At 37.6% G+C, this 21,312-nt stretch carries 20 protein-coding genes; 13 read left to right on the top strand and 7 right to left on the bottom strand.

Annotation, left to right across the window (positions count from 1 at the left end):
- Window positions 1-13: 13 nt before the first annotated feature.
- A complete protein-coding gene (locus BMY50_RS00160) occupies window positions 14-1,171 on the bottom strand; it encodes an ABC transporter substrate-binding protein (RefSeq protein ID WP_093316301.1) in 1,158 nt (385 codons plus the stop codon).
- Between the two features lie 163 nt (window positions 1,172-1,334).
- Window positions 1,335-1,946 carry a phage tail protein gene (locus tag BMY50_RS00155; RefSeq protein ID WP_093316298.1) on the bottom strand — a complete coding sequence of 204 codons (612 nt, stop codon included), beginning with the start codon at window positions 1,944-1,946 and terminating at the stop codon, window positions 1,335-1,337.
- 886 nt (window positions 1,947-2,832) lie between these two features.
- Here BMY50_RS00155 and BMY50_RS00150 point away from each other — a divergent pair.
- From BMY50_RS00150 to BMY50_RS00135, 4 genes are all read left to right on the top strand, one after another.
- Window positions 2,833-3,462, top strand: a complete 630-nt coding sequence (locus tag BMY50_RS00150) for a hypothetical protein (RefSeq protein WP_093316295.1) — start codon at window positions 2,833-2,835, stop codon at window positions 3,460-3,462.
- Between the two features lie 46 nt (window positions 3,463-3,508).
- The gene (locus BMY50_RS00145) at window positions 3,509-3,988 is read left to right on the top strand and encodes a nucleoside deaminase (RefSeq protein ID WP_093316293.1); all 480 of its coding nucleotides are present in this window, start codon (window positions 3,509-3,511) and stop codon (window positions 3,986-3,988) included.
- 73 nt (window positions 3,989-4,061) lie between these two features.
- A complete protein-coding gene (locus BMY50_RS00140; protein ID WP_093316291.1) occupies window positions 4,062-4,970 on the top strand; it encodes a helix-turn-helix domain-containing protein in 909 nt (302 codons plus the stop codon).
- 91 nt (window positions 4,971-5,061) lie between these two features.
- Window positions 5,062-5,826 carry an SDR family NAD(P)-dependent oxidoreductase gene (locus BMY50_RS00135; protein ID WP_093316289.1) on the top strand — a complete coding sequence of 255 codons (765 nt, stop codon included), beginning with the start codon at window positions 5,062-5,064 and terminating at the stop codon, window positions 5,824-5,826.
- Between the two features lie 13 nt (window positions 5,827-5,839).
- Here BMY50_RS00135 and BMY50_RS00130 read toward each other — a convergent pair whose 3' ends face one another.
- Together BMY50_RS00130 and BMY50_RS28375 are read right to left on the bottom strand one after the other, a co-directional pair.
- On the bottom strand, window positions 5,840-6,103 hold the full coding sequence (locus BMY50_RS00130; RefSeq protein WP_202907707.1) for a hypothetical protein: 264 nt from the start codon (window positions 6,101-6,103) through the stop codon (window positions 5,840-5,842).
- Between the two features lie 23 nt (window positions 6,104-6,126).
- Window positions 6,127-6,411: a hypothetical protein gene (locus tag BMY50_RS28375; protein WP_238383623.1), complete on the bottom strand. Its 285-nt coding sequence runs from the start codon at window positions 6,409-6,411 to the stop codon at window positions 6,127-6,129.
- Window positions 6,412-6,813: 402 nt separating this feature from the next.
- Here BMY50_RS28375 and BMY50_RS00120 point away from each other — a divergent pair, with 402 nt between their 5' ends.
- A complete protein-coding gene (locus tag BMY50_RS00120; RefSeq protein WP_093316285.1) occupies window positions 6,814-7,485 on the top strand; it encodes a YceI family protein in 672 nt (223 codons plus the stop codon).
- A 41-nt stretch (window positions 7,486-7,526) separates the two neighbouring features.
- Here BMY50_RS00120 and BMY50_RS00115 read toward each other — a convergent pair whose 3' ends face one another.
- Complete coding sequence (locus tag BMY50_RS00115; RefSeq protein ID WP_093323376.1) at window positions 7,527-8,990, bottom strand: sialate O-acetylesterase; 1,464 nt, start codon at window positions 8,988-8,990, stop codon at window positions 7,527-7,529.
- Window positions 8,991-9,609: 619 nt separating this feature from the next.
- On the opposite strand from BMY50_RS00115, the gene BMY50_RS00105 reads away from it, so the two are divergent.
- From BMY50_RS00105 to BMY50_RS00075, 7 genes are all read left to right on the top strand, one after another.
- Entirely contained in the window at window positions 9,610-10,113 is a 504-nt protein-coding gene (locus BMY50_RS00105; RefSeq protein WP_093316281.1) for a DinB family protein, read from the top strand.
- Window positions 10,114-10,257: 144 nt separating this feature from the next.
- Window positions 10,258-11,649, top strand: a complete 1,392-nt coding sequence (locus BMY50_RS00100) for a mercuric reductase (RefSeq protein WP_093323374.1) — start codon at window positions 10,258-10,260, stop codon at window positions 11,647-11,649.
- Between the two features lie 8 nt (window positions 11,650-11,657).
- Window positions 11,658-12,623, top strand: a complete 966-nt coding sequence (locus tag BMY50_RS00095) for an ABC transporter ATP-binding protein (RefSeq protein WP_093316279.1) — start codon at window positions 11,658-11,660, stop codon at window positions 12,621-12,623.
- On the top strand, window positions 12,616-14,187 hold the full coding sequence (locus tag BMY50_RS00090; RefSeq protein ID WP_093316277.1) for an ABC transporter permease/substrate-binding protein: 1,572 nt from the start codon (window positions 12,616-12,618) through the stop codon (window positions 14,185-14,187). Before BMY50_RS00095 ends, BMY50_RS00090 begins: the two co-directional genes overlap by 8 nt.
- A 6-nt stretch (window positions 14,188-14,193) precedes the next feature.
- Window positions 14,194-15,345: an ergothioneine biosynthesis protein EgtB gene (gene egtB / locus BMY50_RS00085; RefSeq protein ID WP_093316275.1), complete on the top strand. Its 1,152-nt coding sequence runs from the start codon at window positions 14,194-14,196 to the stop codon at window positions 15,343-15,345.
- Window positions 15,346-15,361: 16 nt separating this feature from the next.
- Window positions 15,362-16,354 carry an L-histidine N(alpha)-methyltransferase gene (locus BMY50_RS00080; RefSeq protein WP_093316273.1) on the top strand — a complete coding sequence of 331 codons (993 nt, stop codon included), beginning with the start codon at window positions 15,362-15,364 and terminating at the stop codon, window positions 16,352-16,354.
- Between the two features lie 159 nt (window positions 16,355-16,513).
- Complete coding sequence (locus BMY50_RS00075) at window positions 16,514-16,900, top strand: VOC family protein (protein WP_093316271.1); 387 nt, start codon at window positions 16,514-16,516, stop codon at window positions 16,898-16,900.
- A 99-nt stretch (window positions 16,901-16,999) separates the two neighbouring features.
- Here the strand turns inward: BMY50_RS00075 and BMY50_RS00070 are convergent, their stop codons facing one another.
- Together BMY50_RS00070 and BMY50_RS00065 are read right to left on the bottom strand one after the other, a co-directional pair.
- Complete coding sequence (locus BMY50_RS00070) at window positions 17,000-17,881, bottom strand: universal stress protein (RefSeq protein WP_093316269.1); 882 nt, start codon at window positions 17,879-17,881, stop codon at window positions 17,000-17,002.
- Window positions 17,878-19,482 (bottom strand): BCCT family transporter, encoded by a 1,605-nt coding sequence (locus BMY50_RS00065; RefSeq protein WP_093316266.1) that lies wholly within the window; start codon window positions 19,480-19,482, stop codon window positions 17,878-17,880. Before BMY50_RS00065 ends, BMY50_RS00070 begins: the two co-directional genes overlap by 4 nt.
- 393 nt (window positions 19,483-19,875) lie before the next feature.
- Between BMY50_RS00065 and BMY50_RS00060 the strand changes: the two genes are divergently transcribed.
- Window positions 19,876-21,306 (top strand): alanine/glycine:cation symporter family protein, encoded by a 1,431-nt coding sequence (locus BMY50_RS00060; protein ID WP_093323372.1) that lies wholly within the window; start codon window positions 19,876-19,878, stop codon window positions 21,304-21,306.
- The last annotated feature ends 6 nt before the right edge of the window (window positions 21,307-21,312 follow it).

Here is a 21,312-nt window from a genome sequence, read left to right as displayed (position 1 = left end):
TAAAAATTATCGTCTAAACGCATAAATAAGGGTTCTGCCAACCTGAACCATTTTGATAAGCTGCTTCCAGCATTTCAGGATGCTCCCAGCTAATACCAGGATCTTGGTCAATTATTTTATTTTCTATTAACCCTGTATCACGACTGATCTGCGATATACGGATGTACACGGGGTGATCAGAACAAAAAGAAGTTGTTTTTAAGTTAATTTCACCGCGAGGCCCCAAACAAGTTGCATTTTTCAATACCGTGGCAAGCGAATGCTGTGATATCCTTCTGCCCTCATGCGCGTTTATGGCCATCGCTACGCATAAACCAGATTCATAGGCCAGCATGCTGTAGGCAATAGGACGTCGGTTAAATTTGCTTTCATAAGCGCTTATAAAAAGTCGATTAGCAGCAGTTTCCAAGTGATAGGTCCATGTGACAGCACTGGTTAAATTTTCTGCGAACAGATTAGTCGTTTCCAAGCTCTCATCGACCATAAACGGGTTAACACTTAAAGCCGTACGAGATATGATTTTCTTTTCCTGATAATGATACAAAAATTGCTCACCTTCTTTCCCAGATAACATCCCATGTGTATGATTGGGCATTAACTGTTGCAATTGATCGATGAGTGGTAAGGTATCTGGAGAAGCAGTCATGCCTTTAATAAAGTTGAGTTTCACAGACTTAGCACCAGCTGCGTGCAAGCCGTAGCGATAACATTCGTGCATATTATATCCTGCTTCATAGTAGGATAAACTCACACAGGGATTAGCTCCATATTGTTTTTGCGCCCATTTACCCATCACCCACTCACTTTTCCAAAGATCTAGGCTGGTATAAAACAGGTAATCAGAGCGAAATTGATAAGTGGGTACAAAACCACCTAAATTAACAATGATAACGGGTACTTGACGTTTATTAATAATCTCTAAGCAATTTTGGGTAACCTTCGTACCAACAATGCCAATTACAATGTCGACAGCATCAAATAAGGTAAGCTTGTTTAAAGCATTTTCAACAAATGTTTGCCCTCCTGTTTGGATAAACTCATCAACAGTTTCCACCTGACAAGCTGGTATCATTTGCTCAAATGCCAGTAAAACACCTTGTTTGAAATCATTACGGAGATTCCTGAATATACCTGAATAAGGAAACAGAAAACCGATCTTTAACTTTTGCATATCAATATAAAACGAGGATGTCAAAAGAATTGAATGACCATCTATCGATCATTCCGAGGAATCAGAAATCTATTAAAAAATCAACGTCACTTTGGATTCTTCGGATTTTTATTCAACTATCAGTGAATCGCATGATAGATTTGACATGTTTCTTGCAAGAATGTTAATCCCTTGAAGGAAATACACCTTGCAATGCAATTGCAAAATTCAACACTTGATAGGGTTGCATTACGCTCACCGGTAAGCTATTACCCGCCGGTCCAACTGTTACAGTGCCCCCTCCTGTTACCGATACACCGCCTAAGTTGACCAACGTGCCGGCATTTGCTTGATTGATAAAACCGTACAAAGCCGCTGCATTGTTTGGATCATAAGGCGCTCCTAAAATATTATTTGAAGCAGAAGGTGTATGTGTTTCCGCTTGATTTGCCGAAACGCCAACAGATGCACTGCCAGATGTAGGTGTAAAATTTGCTACATGGGTATGCATAGGCATTTGAGCTATTGTTAAGGTGACATTCTCCGTTCCGGCTGTTTGTCCAATTGTATAATTGGAACCACCTAGACTCTGCCCTTGGCCTATTATCGTACGCCCCTGCAAGTTTGGCAAAGCAAAAGTCGTAGTACCGTTTCCCCCGTAAGTAGTTCCAAGTAAGGAGAAAAGTGCTGTATTTGTACTAATTGCTAATAGTTGTCCTTGACAAAAAGCCCATCCTCTAGGGGCAAAATTAGGAGCCCAAATCATGATTTCTCCTAAGAAAGGTTCGGTTGCCATAATTATTTTATAATTAAAAACTCGTTATAGATAGTTATTAGATTATTTATATTATATATTCATTGAATATCATATACCGTTTTAACACAGCTATAGCATCTTTTGTAAACACAATGGCTATAGGTTTTAAGGTTAGAAAAATTGTCCAATAGCAATTAAAATTCTATTTTACATTTAGGTCAAACATTTTCTTTATTTCAAATGACAATGTTCTTCACATGGTTACATGAGCTTAAAAATTCATTATAAATAACGCGAAACATCTTACATTTTTCCTTGTTCATTTTGTTCATAATTTACAAGAAAACCCATAAAAGATCTTATGATCAACCACCCTCTCTTTTAAATCGCCTAATTTTTAATCCTAAAATAGGATACAAACCCATCAATAATTCTCTGACATTTCTACAAGAAAGCAATTGGAAAGTTACATTTAGCATAAGAGCCAACGGCCAACTCAAAGCTGTCGAATGAATAAAAATAATATTTTGCTGTTTGCAAAAAACGATTGAGCAAATCAATCAAAAGGATTTTAAAAACCAATGTTTTCAATAGTAGAATAAAAAAGAGCAAGCCTTTGAACGGGGAGAACGAAGACTTGCTAACCAATTATAAACCTGCACAAATATAATGTCAAATAAACACTTATCAAAATTTCTTATCTTTTTATCAAGATTTGAATACAATCATTCATTGTAGAATTCTTGACGTACGTTTGCATCCACTCTCGAACTTAACGCTAATACCGGCTGTAAAGACAACAAGATAAGGTAGAAATAACCAAGAAATGCCAGTAGTAGAATAGCAACAACAAAGTCTAAGTTTCGTTGTTGTTGCTATAGTATTATGAGCAACAAAATATTTAACTCTTATTAATAAGCATATAATGATTAAAAGAAGAAAAATAAATCCGTCAATGACGATATTATTGTCAATTGCCCTCCTATCATCTTGCAACAATGCTTCGACATCAGGTGAGTCTAATAGGGGAACCACGAAACTGGTGCCTATTGTCAGAAATTCTGAAAATCCCTCCTCTATTTTCCTTGGTATAGTGGATAAAGTGGAAGGAGATACGTCCATTTCCTATGTGGCGAAAGGATTATATCTAAACGATACAGTTGGGTTCATAGTAGAAGTTAACAAAACTATCCCTGCTGGAATTAACAGTGACGGGTCTGTAAATGAAAAAGATGGATTCAAGACAGGGTCAGTAACGTTTAAGAAATCGGGAATGGAAAGCGACTTATTTGTTTCAGCCTTAGGTCAACTATGGCATGTAAACGGTATTGACAAAATGAAAACAGAACCTATCCAACCTCTGGCATTTTTTTCAAATAAAAAACCCGTTAATCTCGATAAATCTTCTACGAATAGTTTCAAATTGTTCTTCGATCAAAAATCATCAAATCCTGGGGAGATATTTTTCACTTTCGATACCTATAAGCGAAGCATTGAATTTCAAGAGAAAGATGCAAAGTACCGTTCCACAATAGCGCACGCTTTTGCACAGTAAGAAACATTTATAAGAAAATCATAAATTAGTTAAATAATAGGGCATTATGATTACTCAAAAAGACATCTCATTTCTCCAACAAGCTGTTGATCTTGCTACCGAAGGTGTGATCAATAACAAAGGAGGACCTTTCGGATGTGTCATCGTAAAAAATGAAAAAGTTATAGGGAGCGGCTCCAATTTAGTTACGTCCTGTAATGACCCTACCGCGCACGCTGAAATCGTTGCTATAAGAAATGCATGCGAGCAGCTCGGGACATATCAGTTAACAGGTTGTACACTTTACGCCTCCTGTGAGCCCTGCCCTATGTGCCTTGGTGCTATTTATTGGGCGAGACCAACACGCGTAATATATGCGTGCACGCGATTTACCGCTGCCGCTGCTGGCTTCGATGACGCCTTTATCTACGAGGAAATAGCGTTATCGATAGCTGAGAGAAAGATTTCTTTTGAACTTTATCACGATGAAAAGTTTCTTAAACCTTTTCATTCATGGGAACAAAAGGAGAAAAAAGGGCTTTATTAATTGAACAGCGTTGTGATTTAATTTTTCAATTCAAATCCGTTCTTTATATTTGATTTTTACAAATCTCTTCGATATGGAAAACACAACACTTGAGCAATTTTACAAACAGATAGCTACTAATATCCCCCAAGAGATAGCAAAGGAAATCGGGCATTTCAACGTATTCAGCTACAAAGAAGTGTTTGCACAGCTTAAGGTAAGATCAGTGATGCCCTACAACAAAAGAGCTTATTATAAAATCAGCTTAATACAAGGAAAAAACAGGGCTGAATATGCCGACAAGGTAATTGATATTCAAAAAAGCGCATTGCTCTTCGCCACGCCAAGGGTACCTTATCATTGGGTACCAGAAGACGAAAATCAGACTGGCTACTTTTGTGTTTTTACCGATGAATTTCTTATTCGCAATAAAAGCGGTGTGGTGCTGGAAGACTTACCTATTTTTCAACCCGGTGGCTTTCCTATATTTCAGGTTACAAATGAACAGGTAGAAGAGCTTACAAGTATTTTCATGAAGATGAATAAAGAATTGTCTTCAGATTATGTATATAAGTATGATCTGTTACGTAATTATGTATTGGAAATCATTCATTACGGACAAAAATTACAACCTGCCGGTGCATTGCATCCTACACATAATGCAGCTTCAAGGGTTACTTCTTTATTCATCGAATTATTGGAACGGCAGTTTCCAATAGAATCACCGCAGCAACGCTTGCATTTGCGGGCAGCTAAAGATTATGCCGATCGTTTGGCTATTCATGTCAATTATTTGAACAAAGTTCTCAAAGAAAACACAGGCAAAACCACCACTAGTATTATTAGTAACCGAATTACACAGGAAGCCAAAATATTACTAAAACAAACCGATTGGAATATCTCAGAAATTGCTTATTCTTTAGGGTTTGAAGAAGTAGCTCATTTTTCCAATTTTTTCAGAAAACAAACAACCTTTTCTCCCAACAGTTTCAGAATACAATAAATATAATTTGATTTTTGCAACGATTGTTTTGCTTTTTGCAAACAGCTTGAGCATTATTTATATGACCTTTGTCTTATCAAATAAATAAAAAATGATGACAAAGAATAAAATCGCATTAGTCACAGGTGGTAGCCGTGGCTTGGGAAAAAATATGGCTCTCCGAATTGCCGAAAAGGGGTTTGACGTAATCCTTACATACAATAGCAAAAAAGAGGAAGCACTTTCTGTTGTTTCGGAAATTGAACAATTTGGACAAAAAGCGAAAGCAATACAATTAAATGCAGGTGAGATTAAGGGGTTTGATGCTTTTTTTAATGAAGTAAAAACGGTCTTAAAAGATACTTTCAAGACCGAACACTTTGACTTTCTAATCAATAACGCAGGGACTGGTCTTCACGCATCTTTCTCCGAAACGACAGAAGAACAATTTGATACTGCGTTGAATATTCATTATAAAGGTGTGTTTTTTTTAACACAGAAGGCACTACAGTTTATGAATGATAGTGGACGTATCATCAATATCTCTTCCGGTCTTGCACGCTTCTCTTTTCCGGGTTCCTCGGCTTATGGTTCCATGAAAAGTGCAATTGAGACCCTTACACGCTATTTAGCAAAAGAGTTGGGTGCACGTGGGATTGCAGCAAATGTAGTTGCTCCAGGAGCCATCGAAACCGATTTTGGTGGGGGGCTCGTACGAGATAATAAAGAAGTCAATGTGCAGATAGCGAACGTTACAGCACTTGGACGCGTAGGGCTTCCTGATGATATTGGGGGGGTGGTCGCCTTTTTATGTACGGATGACGCACGATGGATTAATGGACAACGGATTGAAGCGTCAGGCGGCATGAATCTTTAAAAAAGAACATTATTCAAGCGCTATTACTAAGGTAAGCAAAAGCAACGTAACTATCGCCTTTTGACATTCCTAACTTGGTTCCTCCACAGGCTATTACTACATATTGCTTACGACCAACTTCATAAGTGCTCGGAGTAGCGAAACCTGCTGCTGGAAGTGTTTTTTCCAGCAGCAGTTCTCCTGTTCTTTTGTTGTACGCCCTGAACATGCCATCTTTGGTTGCCTTAATATTAAATAAGAAAGGTTTAAATGAAAGCTGCACAATTGGTTTAATCATTTCATATAGGTTTAATTAGCAGCCTATCTAACCCGAACATATCGTTCGATGATTTCATGATCGACACCTTCCTGCTCAACTTTTTCCACTCCTTTTTGCATAAGTGTATCATTACTAATACTTACGGTAAAATTGAAGGTGTTCCCTTCCCAATTTCGATTGCTGTAATAATCCAAATGTTCCGTATATATATCACCTTTCAGCGTATAACTGCCACCACCTGCATCAAAACGATTCGAAGAGTCTTTCGGACTGTTTACGTCGTGTCTTAAGAAGGCAAAATGAGAATGGTTGATTATCTTTATCATACTAGATTTCTTTGTATAATCAGTTGTGGAACTAACCCCCTGTTTGATTGTGGTAGCGGACACCAATCGCCATGTTCCTTCTATCGGTATGGATGACTTCTTTGATGGATTACATGACATTAGCGAAATAAGAAGCAATGTGATAGGCAAAAAGGAAATTTTCATGTGATAAATATAATAAATTAGAAGCCATTGTGACAATATTAGTTGTGAATAGCTATTATTTGGCTCCTTTCAAGTACATTAGCAATGCTTTGCAACAGCACATTATCAATGTTTAAACAACTGCAGCCAACAAGCTTGAATAATTGCTTCGGTTAACACTGAATTAGGATTTTTCAAAGTACTTTTAAATATCGTGTAATTCTACTACTTTTATAGACTTTTAAAATAAAGCATTCTATGAAGAAAATGATTCCAGCATTTGCCCTGCTCCTACTTCTCGCAGCATGTGGCGGTACCTCAAGCGATCAAGCTAAAACCGAGGAAAAGAAAGAAGCCGCAGTATCGAGCGGCAACAGTTATCAGATTGACACCTTAACAACGCGCGTTGATTGGAATGCCACCCATAAAGGTGGATTAGCGCCAAGATTTGGAATTATCAAAGTCACCAACGGCTCTCTGTCTGCAGAAAATGGAGCAATAACTGCTGGTGATCTAGAGTTCAGTTTGACCGGCTTACAAGTAGACCCTAAGTCTGTAACGGAAGCAGACAAAAAACACACAGATTTGGAAGGGCATTTAAAAAGTGCCGATTTTTTTGACGCGACAAAATATCCAACCGCTAAATTTGTGATCACATCGGTTGCACCGTACGATAGCACACAGCAAAAGAGTTTGCTCCCTGGTGCTACTAATGTTATTAGTGGCAATCTTACCTTAAAGGATAGTACTTTGAACATCACCTTCCCAGCGCAAGTAGCAGTAACAGACAATGAGTTAACAGCAAAGGCCAAGTTTACCATTGACCGGAGCGCTTGGGGCATTAACTATAAAACGGAGGGAAGCCCTGAAAATTGGGCGATTAGCAAAGATGTAGTAATAGGATTTGACCTTAAGGCGATCAAAAATTAACACAAAAGGCCCGACATTAGCCGGGCCTTTTGTAATAGCATTCAATTCCTTATTATAAAGGGTGACGCAGGTAAGCCTTCGCTATTATAAAGATTAACATCAGGAACATTATCCCAACCGTACCTTGCGGATTTGGGTTCTTGTACATGCGGACTACTTAATACAATTGCAGATCCTTGTACAACTGCTTCAGCTAACCGATAGTTTCCGTCGGCACCTGCAATCTCGAATCCTTGTAACTGCCCCTTATTCCTGCCTGCAACTAAACCGGCGCCAATATGTTCAAAATATAAATACAATTTATTTCCTTTTACCTCATGGGACTTACACACGGGTCCCCGATACTCATTCTTTCCATGATAGCCTAAGGCGTTTGCTGCCAACGCCAAACGCTCTCCCACCGGACGTTTATTTGTTGGATGTATATCGTCGGCATCGCCGCAATCTGTCGTTACAATAAGAGCTGTATTAGGCACCTCTTCTACCACTAAACGTTGAGCTTCTCGCAATTCAGGCTTCATGTTCTTATTAGGTGCAATCTGTACAATAAGGAAGGGAAAATCACCTTGTTTAAAATCTTGGCGCCAATTTTTTATCATATTACTGAGTACACTTTGATACTGCGCCGCTCTACTATTATTAGATTCACCTTGGTACCAAGCTACTCCTTTTATCGCAAACGGAAGCAGTGGATAAATCATACCATTGTACAGGCCTGAAAGACATTGGCCTCGAGGCTTATAATCTGCTTTCATCGTTTCAACATAATTTTTTACGATTTTATTTAATTCTGGGTTGTTCTCTAATGCAGCCCTGCTCGTCCAATCTTCAGCCGGGGTACCACCGAAAGCAGAAAACAAAATACCAATGGGTACATTAAGTTGTTTATATAATTTTTCTGCAAAAAAATATCCTACACCCGAAAAATCAACGACAGTAGTGGGGCTACATACACGCCATTTTCCAAACGCATCTTTTTGTGGCGATTTAGCATAAAGGCGAGGAACATAAAATTCTCTGATCAACGGATAATTAGCTTTATCTCTCTCATTCTCCCAATTCTCGATCGGTCGCTGTGGCGGACGAGGCCCTAGTTGACGTTCCATATTAGATTGCCCACTGCAAAGCCATACTTCGCCTATCAATATATCATGAATCCGAATCGTATCATCAGCTAAAATCTCCATGGTTAACCCGTTCTTTGCAACAGGCATTGGCTGCAATGTAGCCATCCATTTACCGTTAGTAACTTTTGCGGTCATCTCTTGCCCATTAAACTTTACCTTTACGCTATTGCTCGAACTTGAAGTTCCCCAAACTGGTATTTTGGTATTTTGTTGCAAAACCATGTGATCACTAAACAAGCTATTTACCGTGGTTTGAGCAAAAGAGGATCCAAATGCAAAAACTAGGAACGCAGTGAAAAGCCATTGTTTTTTTAAATAGTTAAATTGATCGGGAAAAACGATATGCTTTTTTAAAAGAAGGCTAATAATTGAATTCATGAAATAAGGCTTTTTAAAGATATTCACAATGTATTTACTATGTCTTGTTATAAATTTGAGACACCGAGTACTCGCTTTTAACCCTTCTGTGGTAGAATTTAACATGTAAATAAGCTATAGATTTTTCCATGCAAAGAGTGCGAACAAATATTTATTTCTTGGAACGAGAAGAAGAAAGTAAGCAAACGTAGCTAAGACTTTACTTTCCATAAATACTTTAACATAAGCAAATAAACAAAGGTTCCTAAAACAACACAAATTGATAATATAACGATGTAATCGATACGAAACTTTAAAAAAACTTGATGAAACAAGAAAAAAGATGCTGTCGAAAGAATTAAACTAATGATTAACTTCAAGTGAAACTTATCTAGATCTGCGGACGAATTATAAAGAAACTTTTTCATATCAGTTAAATGCTTTTTGATTAGTTCGACTGTTAAAAGTGATTTTATCTTTTTTTTAAAGACAAGTATTAAATAACAGTAACTCATAACTTAGTTCTATAAAAAAGAACAAGGATAATGCCAAACTAAATCTTGTATATTGCTACTATATTGCAAGAACAATCCAATATCCACACTGTTAAAGATGAAACAGTTTATTGACAATAAGAGATATGGAAAACGCTAAAAAGAAAATCAACTATTCGAGAGTATTACGTGATCAATTATTGGATCGTTTTAACCAAAGCGGTGCTCACGTAAGTGTATTTGAAGCATTGGACGGCCTTACATGGCAACAAGCAGGTTCAATGGAAAATGAATTTCCTTATACCATATGGCAATTGGCAGAACATATTCGCATCACACAATATGATATACTTGAATTTTCAAGAAATGAGAAGTATCAGTCTCCACCATGGCCGGCCGGATACTGGCCTGAGGACAAACAACCATTAAATGAGGAAAAGTGGACACAAACAATTACCCAAATAAAGAGAGATCAAGAAGAATTCTCAAAGTTCATTATTCGGCATGAAGTACAATTACTAGAACCATTTGATTATGGTACTGGTCAAAGCCTATTTCTCGAGGCATTATTGATTATCGATCACACAGCCTACCATACAGGTCAAATTATCCTTATACGCAAACTAAAAAATCTTTGGCCTACTTCTTAAACTACATGCAAGCAACCAATTATTTAAAAACCATTTCAAGGCTATCTTGTTAGAAAATAAAGTGTTTTCAAGTGAGCTATTTTAATATTGACCGTAAGGTTAATGGTTTTTCCAAAGATATTTATTAAACAAAAAAACCAACGTATGAAAATCACGCAGTATGATGCAATTGTTGTTGGTTCCGGTCAAGCTGGTGTCCCATTAGCTAAAAAACTGGCCAATGCAGGAAAAAAGGTGATACTTATTGAAAAAAGATTGATTGGTGGTACTTGCATAAATGACGGATGCACACCAACGAAAACTTGGGCAGCATCAGCAAAAGCGGCTTACGCTGCCGGGAAGAGCGCAGATCTAGGTGTTCCTATAAGAGCCTACCGGGTAGATATGAAGCAGATAAAAAAGCGCAAAGATAATATCGTTGAAAATGCACGAAAAGGAAATCAAAAGGCCCTGGAAGAAACGAAAAACCTAGATCTCATCTTCGGTGAAGCAACATTTACAGATGTCAAAACAATCACTATAAAACTAAATAACGGTAAAGAAAAAATAGTTAAAGCTGATCTTATATTTTTAAATACAGGTCTTAAAACGCTTATACCTAAGATAAAAGGACTTGCAACAACAGATTACCTCACCTCTACTACCATTTTAGATTTAGACAAGGCACCTGAGCATTTGCTAGTTATCGGTGGCAATTATGTCGGTTTGGAATTCGGCCAAATGTTCCGCCGATTTGGAAGTAAAGTAACAATACTTGAAAAATCAGAGCGACTTATTCCACATGAAGATGAGGACGTTTCTGAAGAAATGCAAAAAATATTAATGCATGAAGGTATAGATATACTGACGGACTCACAAGCAATTGAATTTAAACAAAACAATAAGAAAAAAATAGTAGCCACTGTCAAAAAACGTCAGCAGGAAAAAGAGATCACCTGCAGTCACATATTAGTTGCCACAGGACGTACACCACAAACCGAAACATTGAATTTAGTGGCAACTGGTGTAAAGCTTGATGATAAGGGTTATATAAAAGTAAATAGTAAATTGGAAACAAATGTAAAGGGAGTTTATGCACTGGGAGACGTGAAAGGTGGCCCGGCATTTACGCACATTTCTTACAATGATTATACGATTGTTTATCGAAATCTTCTAGAAAATAAAAACTATAAAGCCAACAACAGACCAATCCCCTATTGCATGTTTACAGATCCTCCTTTAGGGCGTGTTGGAATAAGTGAAAACGAAGCTAAGAAACGGAAATTAGCAATAAAAATTGCCAAGCTACCAATGACCAGTGTGGCGCGAGCGGTTGAAACTGGTGACACACGTGGATTTATGAAAGCTATAGTGGATACTAAAACAAAAAAGATATTAGGAGTAGCCATACTTGGTGCCGAGGGCGGCGAGATCATGTCGGTGTTACAAATGGCTATGGAAGGCAATATAACGTACGACCGTATACGTTATTGCGTATTTGCCCATCCGCTTTATTCGGAGTCTTTGAATAATCTTTTTATGATGCTAGAAGACTAAACCATTATATGATAAAAGTACAAAATGTCAGCAAATCGTTCGGTAACACCGATGCTGTGAAGGATATTTCTTTCGAAGTAAAGGCCGAAGAAAACCTTATATTACTTGGCCCCAGCGGATGTGGAAAAACTACGACGCTTAAGATGATTAATACGCTCATAAAACCAAGCGCCGGTACAATCTATATTGACGGTAGAGACGTCATGCATCAGTCGCCGACCATTTTAAGAAGAAGTATCGGTTATGTCTTGCAAAATAACGGCTTATTTCCACATTTTACGGTAGCGCAAAATATCGCCGTCGTACCACAATTATTAAAGTGGGAGAAAAGACGAACAGAGAAAAGAATAAGAGAGCTATTGGAGAAACTTCACCTCTCACCTAACTACTTACAAGCCTATCCACATGAGTTAAGCGGAGGGCAACAGCAGCGTGTAGGACTAGCGAGGGCTTTAGTAGCGGATCCACCCCTCTTATTAATGGATGAGCCCTTCGGTGCACTCGATAATGTCACTCGTTCAAAAATTCATGATGAATTTAAGGCATTAGACGAATTGAAGAGAAAGACTATTATCATGGTGACGCATGATGTTCAAGAGGCATTTGAACTTGGCGACCGTATTTGTCTTATGGATAAAGGGGCTATTGTTCAAGCCGGCACACCTACCGAATTACTGTTTAAACCTATCAACACTTTTGTAAGCGACTTTTTAAAAGAGCAACGTTTATCGTTGGAGTTTAAAACAATTCAACTGCTCGATCTATGGAATTGGCTACCAGCAGGTAATAATCAGCAGCAAATGAATACATTATCTGCCGAAACGGATCTGTGGACAGGTTTAGAAAGTTTCAAATTCAATGAAGTAGAAGTTATATGCATCTTACATCACCAAAAAAATGAATTTAGAACTGTTGAATTCGAACAACTGATGGCTGCTTTTTATCAATATAAAAGAACCCTATCCAATGGATGAACAACAACAAACTCTTTTGAATTTTATGTGGGAGCAGTCTGATAAACTATTGATCCAAATGCTCCAACATATTGGGCTTACTTTTATCTCGCTATTTGCGGCTGTATTGATTGGTGTGCCACTAGGAATCCTCATTGCACGTAAAAAAGAATTATCTGGAACCGTTTTAAGTGTTGCAGGTATTTTACAAACAATACCAAGTATTGCTTTATTGGGATTTATGATCCCAGTCCTCGGAATTGGCGCTAAACCAGCTATTGTAGCTCTATTCTTATATGCTCTACTACCAATTATTCGCAATACTTATACAGGTATTACGGGAGTAAACCCTGCTGTAAAGGAAGCTGCTGTAGCGATGGGTATGAGCGAATGGCAAACATTATTTAGTGTAGAGCTACCGTTAGCCACCTCCGTTATATTAGCAGGAATTCGTACCGCTACCGTTATTAATGTGGGCGTAGCGACTTTGGCGTCTTATATTGCTGCCGGTGGCTTGGGTGAATTTATATTTGGCGGTATTTCCTTAAATAATACCAATATGATTTTGACAGGGGCTATTCCTGCTGCACTGTTAGCGCTCTTATTTGATTTTTTGCTATCACGGGCACAGCGATTAAGTTTTAAGACAGTAGGCACTGCCATGAAAATAGCACCTGCATTGCTTATATTATTGGCTTCTTTGTATTTTATACCATCTGCCTATGGAGGTAAGCTTACTGCTGGCTTCACGCCCGAATTTATGGGCAGACAGGATGGTAATCTTGGTCTTCAAAGCAAGTATGGTCTAACGATACATACTATTGTCATAAGCGATGCAGTTATGTATAAGGCTGCCTATGAAAATCAATTGGATATTATAAGTGGCTATTCAACTGACGGTCGTCTAAAAGCTTATGATCTGTTCACACTGCAAGATGATAAAGGAATATTCCCACCTTACTACGCAGCCCCGATTGTTAGCAATAAGGCGCTGAGGAAATTTCCGCAACTCGAAAAAACGCTCAATTTACTATCGGATAAAATAAATGATAGCATTATGACAGATTTAAATTACCGTGTTGACTATCTTCATCAATCTCCAGAAAAAGTAGCAAAAGATTTTTTAATGGCAAATAATTTATGGAGACAAGAAGCCAATAGTAATACAGGTATTATACGACTTGGCTCAAAAATATTTGGGGAACAATATATCTTAGCCAATATATATAGCATGTTAATAAAAGGTTATACCAATTACGGTGTAGCAACAAAAACAGGATTAGGTGGTACCAAAATATGTTTTGATGCGTTAACGAACGATCAGATAGACCTTTATCCTGAATATACCGGTACGGGTTTGCTAACTATTTTACAACCGACTCAAAGAACGATTGACTCATTAGCCGGCGATAAAGACAAAACTTATCAGTATGTCAAGAAAGAATTTCAGAGAAGATATGCTGTTAAATGGTTAAAACCCATAGGATTTAATAATACCTATGCTTTAATGATGCGACAAAAACAAGCACAAGATTTAGGCATTGAAACGATTTCAAATCTTAAACATTATTTAGAAAGCAATTAATAAAATATGAATATTGTCGATTGTTATAAAAATGTTCGCCAACGTACGGAAATGATCTGTAACCCTTTACAAACGGAGGATTATGTAGTGCAACCTATTGTAGATGTAAGCCCGCCAAAGTGGCATCTTGGACATACAACTTGGTTTTTCGAGACTTTTATTTTAACACCTTATGCTTTAAATTACCAAGCATATAACAGTGAATACAATTACGTATTTAACAGTTATTATGAAACGGTCGGTAACCGAGTTATTCGTACTGATAGGGGTAATCTAAGTCGCCCCACTGTTCAAGACATCTATCTTTACCGTGCCTATGTAGATGATGCCATGGTTAAATTTCTAAGTAATGAGCTTAAAGAAGAAGTGAAAAAATTAGTACTGTTAGGCTTCAATCATGAAGAGCAACATCAAGAATTGTTATATACGGATATTAAATACATACTCGGACATAACCCTTTATTTCCACCTTACGACGTTAATTATACATCCCCTTCATTCGAAATAAAAAATGATGATGCATTTATTCGCATAAAAGAAGGAATTTATGAAATAGGATTTAAAGGGGATGGTTTTTGTTTTGACAATGAGCTTAACAGGCATAAGGTTTATCTAAACAGCTTCGAAATAAGCGCTAATTTGGTAAACAACGCCGAATACTTAGCGTTTATACAGGACGGGGGGTATCGCGATTTTCGTCATTGGCATGCAGAGGGATGGGACTGGGTAAAAAGCAATAAAATAGCAGCTCCACTTTACTGGCATCTCATTGATGGGAAATGGCATCAATATACTTTTAGCGGACTCGAACCACTTCATTTAAATAATTCTGTTTGTCATATAAGTTATTTTGAAGCTTATGCTTATGCTACTTGGAGGGGTTTGCGTTTACCGACGGAATTTGAGTGGGAAGCAGCAGCTCCATACTTTACCTGGGGTGAGAACTGGGAATGGACGGAAAGTGCTTATTTACCCTACCCGGGATTTACGAAAGCCTCGGGGGCAATTGGTGAATACAATGGCAAATTTATGGTGAATCAAACCGTATTAAGAGGGGCGTCTGAAGTTACTTCGCCTGGTCATAGCCGTATAACGTATCGGAATTTTTTCCAAACCAATCTACGATGGCAATTTACAGGAATAAGACTAGCTAAATAAAATCTTAACGAAAAATATGAATTCTTCTAGTTCAAAAACAACATTAACAGATATATCAAGACACCAAACGGGTGCATTTCACAAAGATGTGTTAACTGGGTTACAATCAAATCCGAAGTATTTGGAATCAAAATATTTCTATGATACCACCGGCGATCAGCTGTTTAAAGAATTGATGAATTGTACCGAATATTACCTGACCGATTGCGAGCTTGAAATATTTTCGAAAAAAACAGCTGAATTGTCTGCTGCAGTTACGGATGATGATAACAGTTTTGACCTAATCGAATTAGGAGCCGGTGATGCACTGAAATCTACTTATCTGCTTAACTACCTGCTGGAACAGAAAGTAGATTTTAATTATCTGCCAATCGATATATCCAGCAATGTAATCTCCAACCTTACGAGTAATCTTCCAGAAACATTGCCTAACCTCCAGATAATGGGATTAAATGGTGAATATTTTGAAATGCTCAATAAAGCAACAGCCTCATCCTCTAGAAGAAAAGCAGTACTCTTTCTAGGTTCAAACATAGGCAATATGCCCATTAGTGCTGTGCTTGAATTTTGTAAAGAATTGCGTAAGCATCTTTCCGCTGGCGATAAGGTGTTAATGGGAATGGACTTAAAAAAAAATCCTAAGACTATTTTAGCGGCCTATAATGATAAGGGTGGCATAACAAAGAAATTTAATCTCAATTTGTTGGAACGGATAAATCGTGAGCTTCATGCTGATTTTGATATTAACCAATTTGATCATTATGCAATGTATGACCCGGAAACCGGTTCCTGCAAAAGCTATCTGATAAGTCTTGTAGATCAGGTGGTGCATATAAATGAGAGAGCGTATATAAACTTTTTAAAAGACGAACATATTTATATGGAGATATCGCAAAAATTCACCTTAAGTCAAATTGAGCAAATAGCCCGAGATACCGGCTTTAAACCTCTTCGTCATTTTTTTGACAGCAAGGAATGGTTTGTTGACACCATCTGGCAAGCCAGTTGAGACGTCCATCTACAGTCGCATATGGCCTCTTTATTGTCAGATTTAACATACCTAAATTATATCGAACAAGCTTAACTTTATGTTGTTAATAAGTATATAAGAAATCAAGTTCTCTATGTGAGAAATAATCTTTTATGGAAACATTAAAATCATATGGTCATGTTAAGGAATAGCAAAGCATTCAGTGGGTTTTCTGCTGATAATTTAGAAAAAGCTAAAGAATTTTATGGCAGTACACTTGGACTAGATGTTCGAGATGGTTCAATGGGAATACTGGAATTGCATTTAGAAGGAAACAATCCACTAATTATATATCCAAAACCCAACCATGTGCCTGCCACCTACACTGTTTTAAATTTTCCAGTGGAAAATATTGTGGAAACCGTTGATGCGCTTACAACGAAGGGGGTTACATTTCTTTCTTATTCGGGTGAATTGCAAACGGATGAAAAAGGAATATGCAACGCTGATGGAAAACAACCAGGACCAAAAATTGCCTGGTTTGAAGATCCTGCAGGAAATATCTTGTCAGTGCTTGAAGAATAGAAGATAGAAGGTCGGATAAAACCAACAAAAACTCCTTCTACGGTTCTGTTTCGAAAAAGTAAAAAAGACAATTGGCAGTCATTGAAGCAAACTATAACGCTATTTTGGTTCTTCTTGATAATTTTTAAGGATCAGAATAGCAGAATTGGTTTCATGGTGAAATATTTCATTTGTAACACCGCCGATAAACAAGTTTGTGATTGTTGAAATACCCTTTACCCCCATAATCACAATAGTTACTTTATTGAGCTCTGCATATTGTAAGATGGTTGAGGCGATATGCTTTCCATCTGCTTGAATAATTTCTATTTCTGACGAAATTTGATACTGCTTTATCCATTTCATTTTTTTACTCTCCGTTTCTTCTTTTAACAGTTTTCTAATTTCTATTTCGCTCAATCCTAAGAAGAAATGAACAGGTGTTTTTGCTACATGTATAGACAGTAAATAATTGTCCGGGCTTTTCTCTGCTAGAAATCTCCCTACATTATATACGCTTTTACTATATTTAGAAAAGTCAAGGGTGCACAAATATTTTTTTGACGTTGAACGTATCGTTTCTGGAACTAACAACATATCACATGGAAGTAACCTTATAAGTTTTTGTGCCAAACCGCCATCCCCCTCCAAGTGTTGCTTGTTTCCTAAAACAACCAAATCTACTTTACGCTGTTTTGTTAGTCGATCGAATGCATTTTCGCTAAACTCTTCCGTTTCCACACTGATTTCATAGTTATTAAATAGTAGTTGAGATGTCTTAAACTGATTTTCTATTTTTTTCCTAACGCGTTCCTTTATTCTACCGAGCATCTCTATCCCTCTCATTTCGCTGGGTAATTCACGCAACCTAACATTATGGAGAAATATAATCTTTTCTACATTGAATAGTTCTGTGATTACTTTAAGATAACTTATTAACATATGGTCCATCTCAGACATATCTAATGCCACTAGAATAGTGTTTTTTGTTTTCGATATCATGGCTGCTCCTCTGAATTTTGTTGATCTTCTTCTAATAACTCTTGAACAATATCTCTGTAGCTCTTTTCTTGATGTATTCTATATTTTTTCATTTTTTTCCGGTGTTCTTCATCCAATCCTTTAACTAAACTATAGCACATTAATAAAATGACAACGGCAAAAGGTAAACCTGCAATGATAACTGCCGTTTGTAAAGCATTCAATCCACCGCCCCATAAAAGTACAATAGCAATACCACCTTGTAAAAAGGCCCAAAATACTCTTTGTAATGCGGGTGTTTGCTGCTCTCCTCCAGAGGTAATATTATCAATCACCAGGGAGCCGGAATCAGACGAGGTGATAAAGAAAAAGGCAACTAAGCAAATGGCAATGGTCGATAAAATACCGGTGAAAGGTATTTTTTGCAGAAAAACAAACAAAGCAGTGGAAATATCTTCCTGTACTGCAGCGATCATACTTAGATCGCCATGCAAAATCATATGAATGGCAGTACCCCCAAAGATAGTCATCCATAACAATGTCAACAAGGCAGGAATTAATAGCACACCTAAAATGAACTCCTTAATGGTACGTCCTTTAGAAATACGAGCAATAAAACTTCCTACAAATGGCGACCAAGCAATCCACCAGGCCCAGTAAAACACAGTCCACTTATTTTGCCAGCCACTTTCTTGATAAGCATCATTCCATGTACTTATTTCGATTAAATTAGCCAAATAGGCCCCTATATTTTGAACAAAACTTTTGAGGATGGACAAGCTAGGACCCAAGCAGAATATTAACAACATTAATAAAAATGCCAAAATCATGTTGCCATTACTTAGGAGCTTCACTCCTTTATCCAGACCGGAAACAACAGATAAAGTAGCTATGGAAGTTACAACTAATATCAGTATTCCTTGGGTCGAAACCGCTATCTCCCATCCTAACAGATAATGTAACCCGGCGTTCATTTGCTGAACCCCTAATCCTAATGAGGTTGAAAGGCCAAAAAGGGTTGCGATTGCTGAAAATATATCTATTGTATGCCCCCACCACCCGTGTATCTTTTCTCCGAGAAAAGGATAAAATAATGAGCGAAATGTTAATGGCAACCCTTTATTGAAAGAAAAAAATGCCAATGCCAAACCCACAATAGAATAAATAGCCCAAGCGTGAAGCCCCCAATGTAAACCGGTAAATTCCATCGCTTGAATGGCCTTTTGTGAGTTATCCAATACTTCTCTAGGAGGATTTGCGAAATGAGACACGGGCTCTGCTACACTAAAGAACATAATGCCGATACCCATACCGGCACTAAAAAGCATGGCAAACCAGGAAATCATACTAAACTCAGGTTCAGCCGCATCCCCTCCCAGTCGAATATTACCAAATTTACTGAAGGCCAGGTATAGGCAAAACCCTAAAATACTATTGACGGCAATAATGAAAAACCATCCGAGATTATTTGTTATTAAGTATTGCGCTTTATTAAACCATTCATCTATAGACCCTTTAAATAAAAGACAAAGTAAGATGCTTAAGAAAACAAATCCAATGGTAGTATAGAAGACCGGTGGATTTATCTTAAATTTCAATTTTGATGTTATGCTGTTTAACATATTGGTAATTCTTTGGGCCAGATAGCATACATAAGAGGTTTCGAAAATTAAAGCTAAATACCAATTATCTTCTAAGACTTATAAATCGTTGTAAGGCAGCACCTCTCATCATTTATAGTAATATTACGGTTCTAAACGGAAAAAGTTTTTAAGAGTCTCTTTTTTATATATCAAGAATGAACGAGCAAAAAATTAATATAGTGATGTTTCAATAAGTAAATAGGCATTTCAAAAAAAACACTAAAAATTTTAAAAAAACCATCAAAATAGCTCTGAAACTTAAAAAAAGAATTATTTATACCTCATATTATATTGAAAATCGTTTTCTTTACCCTATTATTACGCCATAAATACATCAAAACAACGAAAAGGCAAGAATTCAGAAAAAAAAACATGGAAAAAACCATCAACGCAATCAATAATATCGTTTGGAGCGATGCCCTTGTTATACTTTGTATGGGCGCAGGCATTTATTTTACCATAGCGACTCGTTTTGTACAGGTTAGATTTTTTAAAGACATGGTCAAACTATTAATTGGTGGGGGCTCATCATCTAAAGGAGTGTCTTCCTTTCAAGCTTTTGTGATTGCGTTATCTGGAAGAATCGGAACCGGTAATATTGCCGGTGTAGCAACAGCGATTGCCATGGGTGGTCCCGGATCTATTTTCTGGATGTGGATTATTGCCTTTTTAGGTAGTGCATCTGCTTATGTAGAGGCCACCCTGGGGCAATTATATAAAGAAATAAAGGATGGGCAATATCGAGGTGGGCCTGCCTTTTATATTGAGAAGGGTTTGGGAATTAAATGGTATGCCGTTGTGTTTGCGATAGCCACCGTTTTAAGTACCGCAATTTTCTTACCCGGCGTACAAAGCAATAGCATCGCTGTAAGCGTCAATAACACCTTTAATGTTCCTGTTGAATATACGGGAATTGGTCTCGTGATTATATTAGGATTAATTATTTGCGGCGGTGTTAAACGCATTGGTAAGGTTGCAGAGATAGTAGTTCCATTTATGGCTGTTTCTTATATCCTGATGGCTATTATTATTATTGCACTTAATATAAAGGAGGTTCCGGCTATTTTCAGTCTAATTATTCGTTCCGCTTTTGGTATGGAACCTGCTTTTGGAGGTATTCTCGGTATGGCTATTTCTTGGGGAGTTAAACGGGGTATCTACTCCAACGAAGCAGGACAAGGAACTGCACCCCACGCTGCTGCTGCCGCTGAAGTAGACCATCCGGCAAAACAAGGGCTTGTGCAAGCCTTCTCAGTATATGTAGATACTTTGTTTGTATGTACCGCCACCGCTTTTATGATTCTCTTTACCGGTCAATATAACGTAAAAGCGCCCAAAGGTGGATTCATTGTGGAAAATATTCCGGGCATTGAAGATGGACCTGTGTTTACGCAAAAGGCAGTCGCACATCATTTTTCTGAGCTATGGGGCGGTGGCTTTGTGGCGATATCTTTGTTATTCTTTGCCTTCACTACCATCATGGCTTACTACTATATTGCGGAAACAAACTTAAGTTATCTGGATAAAAAGGCTCGACACCCTTGGATGGTGTGGGTATTGCGAGTGCTGATACTCTTCGTTACTTTTTACGGAACCATCAAAACGGCTCAAACTGCTTGGACACTCGGAGATATTGGTGTTGGTGTAATGGCTTGGCTAAATGTCATTGCTATCCTCCTACTGCGAAAACCAGCCCTTCTCTTATTAAAAGATTACCAGGAACAAAAGAAAGCGGGTAAAAATCCGGTTTTCAATGCAAAGAAAGTAGGTATCAAGAACGCTGATCTTTGGAATGGCGAATAATCGAAT

It is taken from the genome of Olivibacter domesticus (genome assembly GCF_900109575.1).
Classification (GTDB): domain Bacteria; phylum Bacteroidota; class Bacteroidia; order Sphingobacteriales; family Sphingobacteriaceae; genus Olivibacter; species Olivibacter domesticus.
This window is presented reverse-complemented; position numbering and strand designations above follow the sequence as displayed.

Coding starts and splice junctions, on each gene's coding strand:
- BMY50_RS00160 (WP_093316301.1), bottom strand. CDS start 1,171: ATGCAAAAGTTAAAGATCGGTTTTCTGTTTCCTTATTCAGGTATATTC.
- BMY50_RS00155 (WP_093316298.1), bottom strand. CDS start 1,946: ATGGCAACCGAACCTTTCTTAGGAGAAATCATGATTTGGGCTCCTAAT.
- BMY50_RS00150 (WP_093316295.1), top strand. CDS start 2,833: ATGATTAAAAGAAGAAAAATAAATCCGTCAATGACGATATTATTGTCA.
- BMY50_RS00145 (WP_093316293.1), top strand. CDS start 3,509: ATGATTACTCAAAAAGACATCTCATTTCTCCAACAAGCTGTTGATCTT.
- BMY50_RS00140 (WP_093316291.1), top strand. CDS start 4,062: ATGGAAAACACAACACTTGAGCAATTTTACAAACAGATAGCTACTAAT.
- BMY50_RS00135 (WP_093316289.1), top strand. CDS start 5,062: ATGATGACAAAGAATAAAATCGCATTAGTCACAGGTGGTAGCCGTGGC.
- BMY50_RS00130 (WP_202907707.1), bottom strand. CDS start 6,103: ATGATTAAACCAATTGTGCAGCTTTCATTTAAACCTTTCTTATTTAAT.
- BMY50_RS28375 (WP_238383623.1), bottom strand. CDS start 6,411: ATGATAAAGATAATCAACCATTCTCATTTTGCCTTCTTAAGACACGAC.
- BMY50_RS00120 (WP_093316285.1), top strand. CDS start 6,814: ATGAAGAAAATGATTCCAGCATTTGCCCTGCTCCTACTTCTCGCAGCA.
- BMY50_RS00115 (WP_093323376.1), bottom strand. CDS start 8,990: ATGAATTCAATTATTAGCCTTCTTTTAAAAAAGCATATCGTTTTTCCC.
- BMY50_RS00105 (WP_093316281.1), top strand. CDS start 9,610: ATGGAAAACGCTAAAAAGAAAATCAACTATTCGAGAGTATTACGTGAT.
- BMY50_RS00100 (WP_093323374.1), top strand. CDS start 10,258: ATGAAAATCACGCAGTATGATGCAATTGTTGTTGGTTCCGGTCAAGCT.
- BMY50_RS00095 (WP_093316279.1), top strand. CDS start 11,658: ATGATAAAAGTACAAAATGTCAGCAAATCGTTCGGTAACACCGATGCT.
- BMY50_RS00090 (WP_093316277.1), top strand. CDS start 12,616: ATGGATGAACAACAACAAACTCTTTTGAATTTTATGTGGGAGCAGTCT.
- egtB (WP_093316275.1), top strand. CDS start 14,194: ATGAATATTGTCGATTGTTATAAAAATGTTCGCCAACGTACGGAAATG.
- BMY50_RS00080 (WP_093316273.1), top strand. CDS start 15,362: ATGAATTCTTCTAGTTCAAAAACAACATTAACAGATATATCAAGACAC.
- BMY50_RS00075 (WP_093316271.1), top strand. CDS start 16,514: ATGTTAAGGAATAGCAAAGCATTCAGTGGGTTTTCTGCTGATAATTTA.
- BMY50_RS00070 (WP_093316269.1), bottom strand. CDS start 17,881: ATGATATCGAAAACAAAAAACACTATTCTAGTGGCATTAGATATGTCT.
- BMY50_RS00065 (WP_093316266.1), bottom strand. CDS start 19,482: ATGTTAAACAGCATAACATCAAAATTGAAATTTAAGATAAATCCACCG.
- BMY50_RS00060 (WP_093323372.1), top strand. CDS start 19,876: ATGGAAAAAACCATCAACGCAATCAATAATATCGTTTGGAGCGATGCC.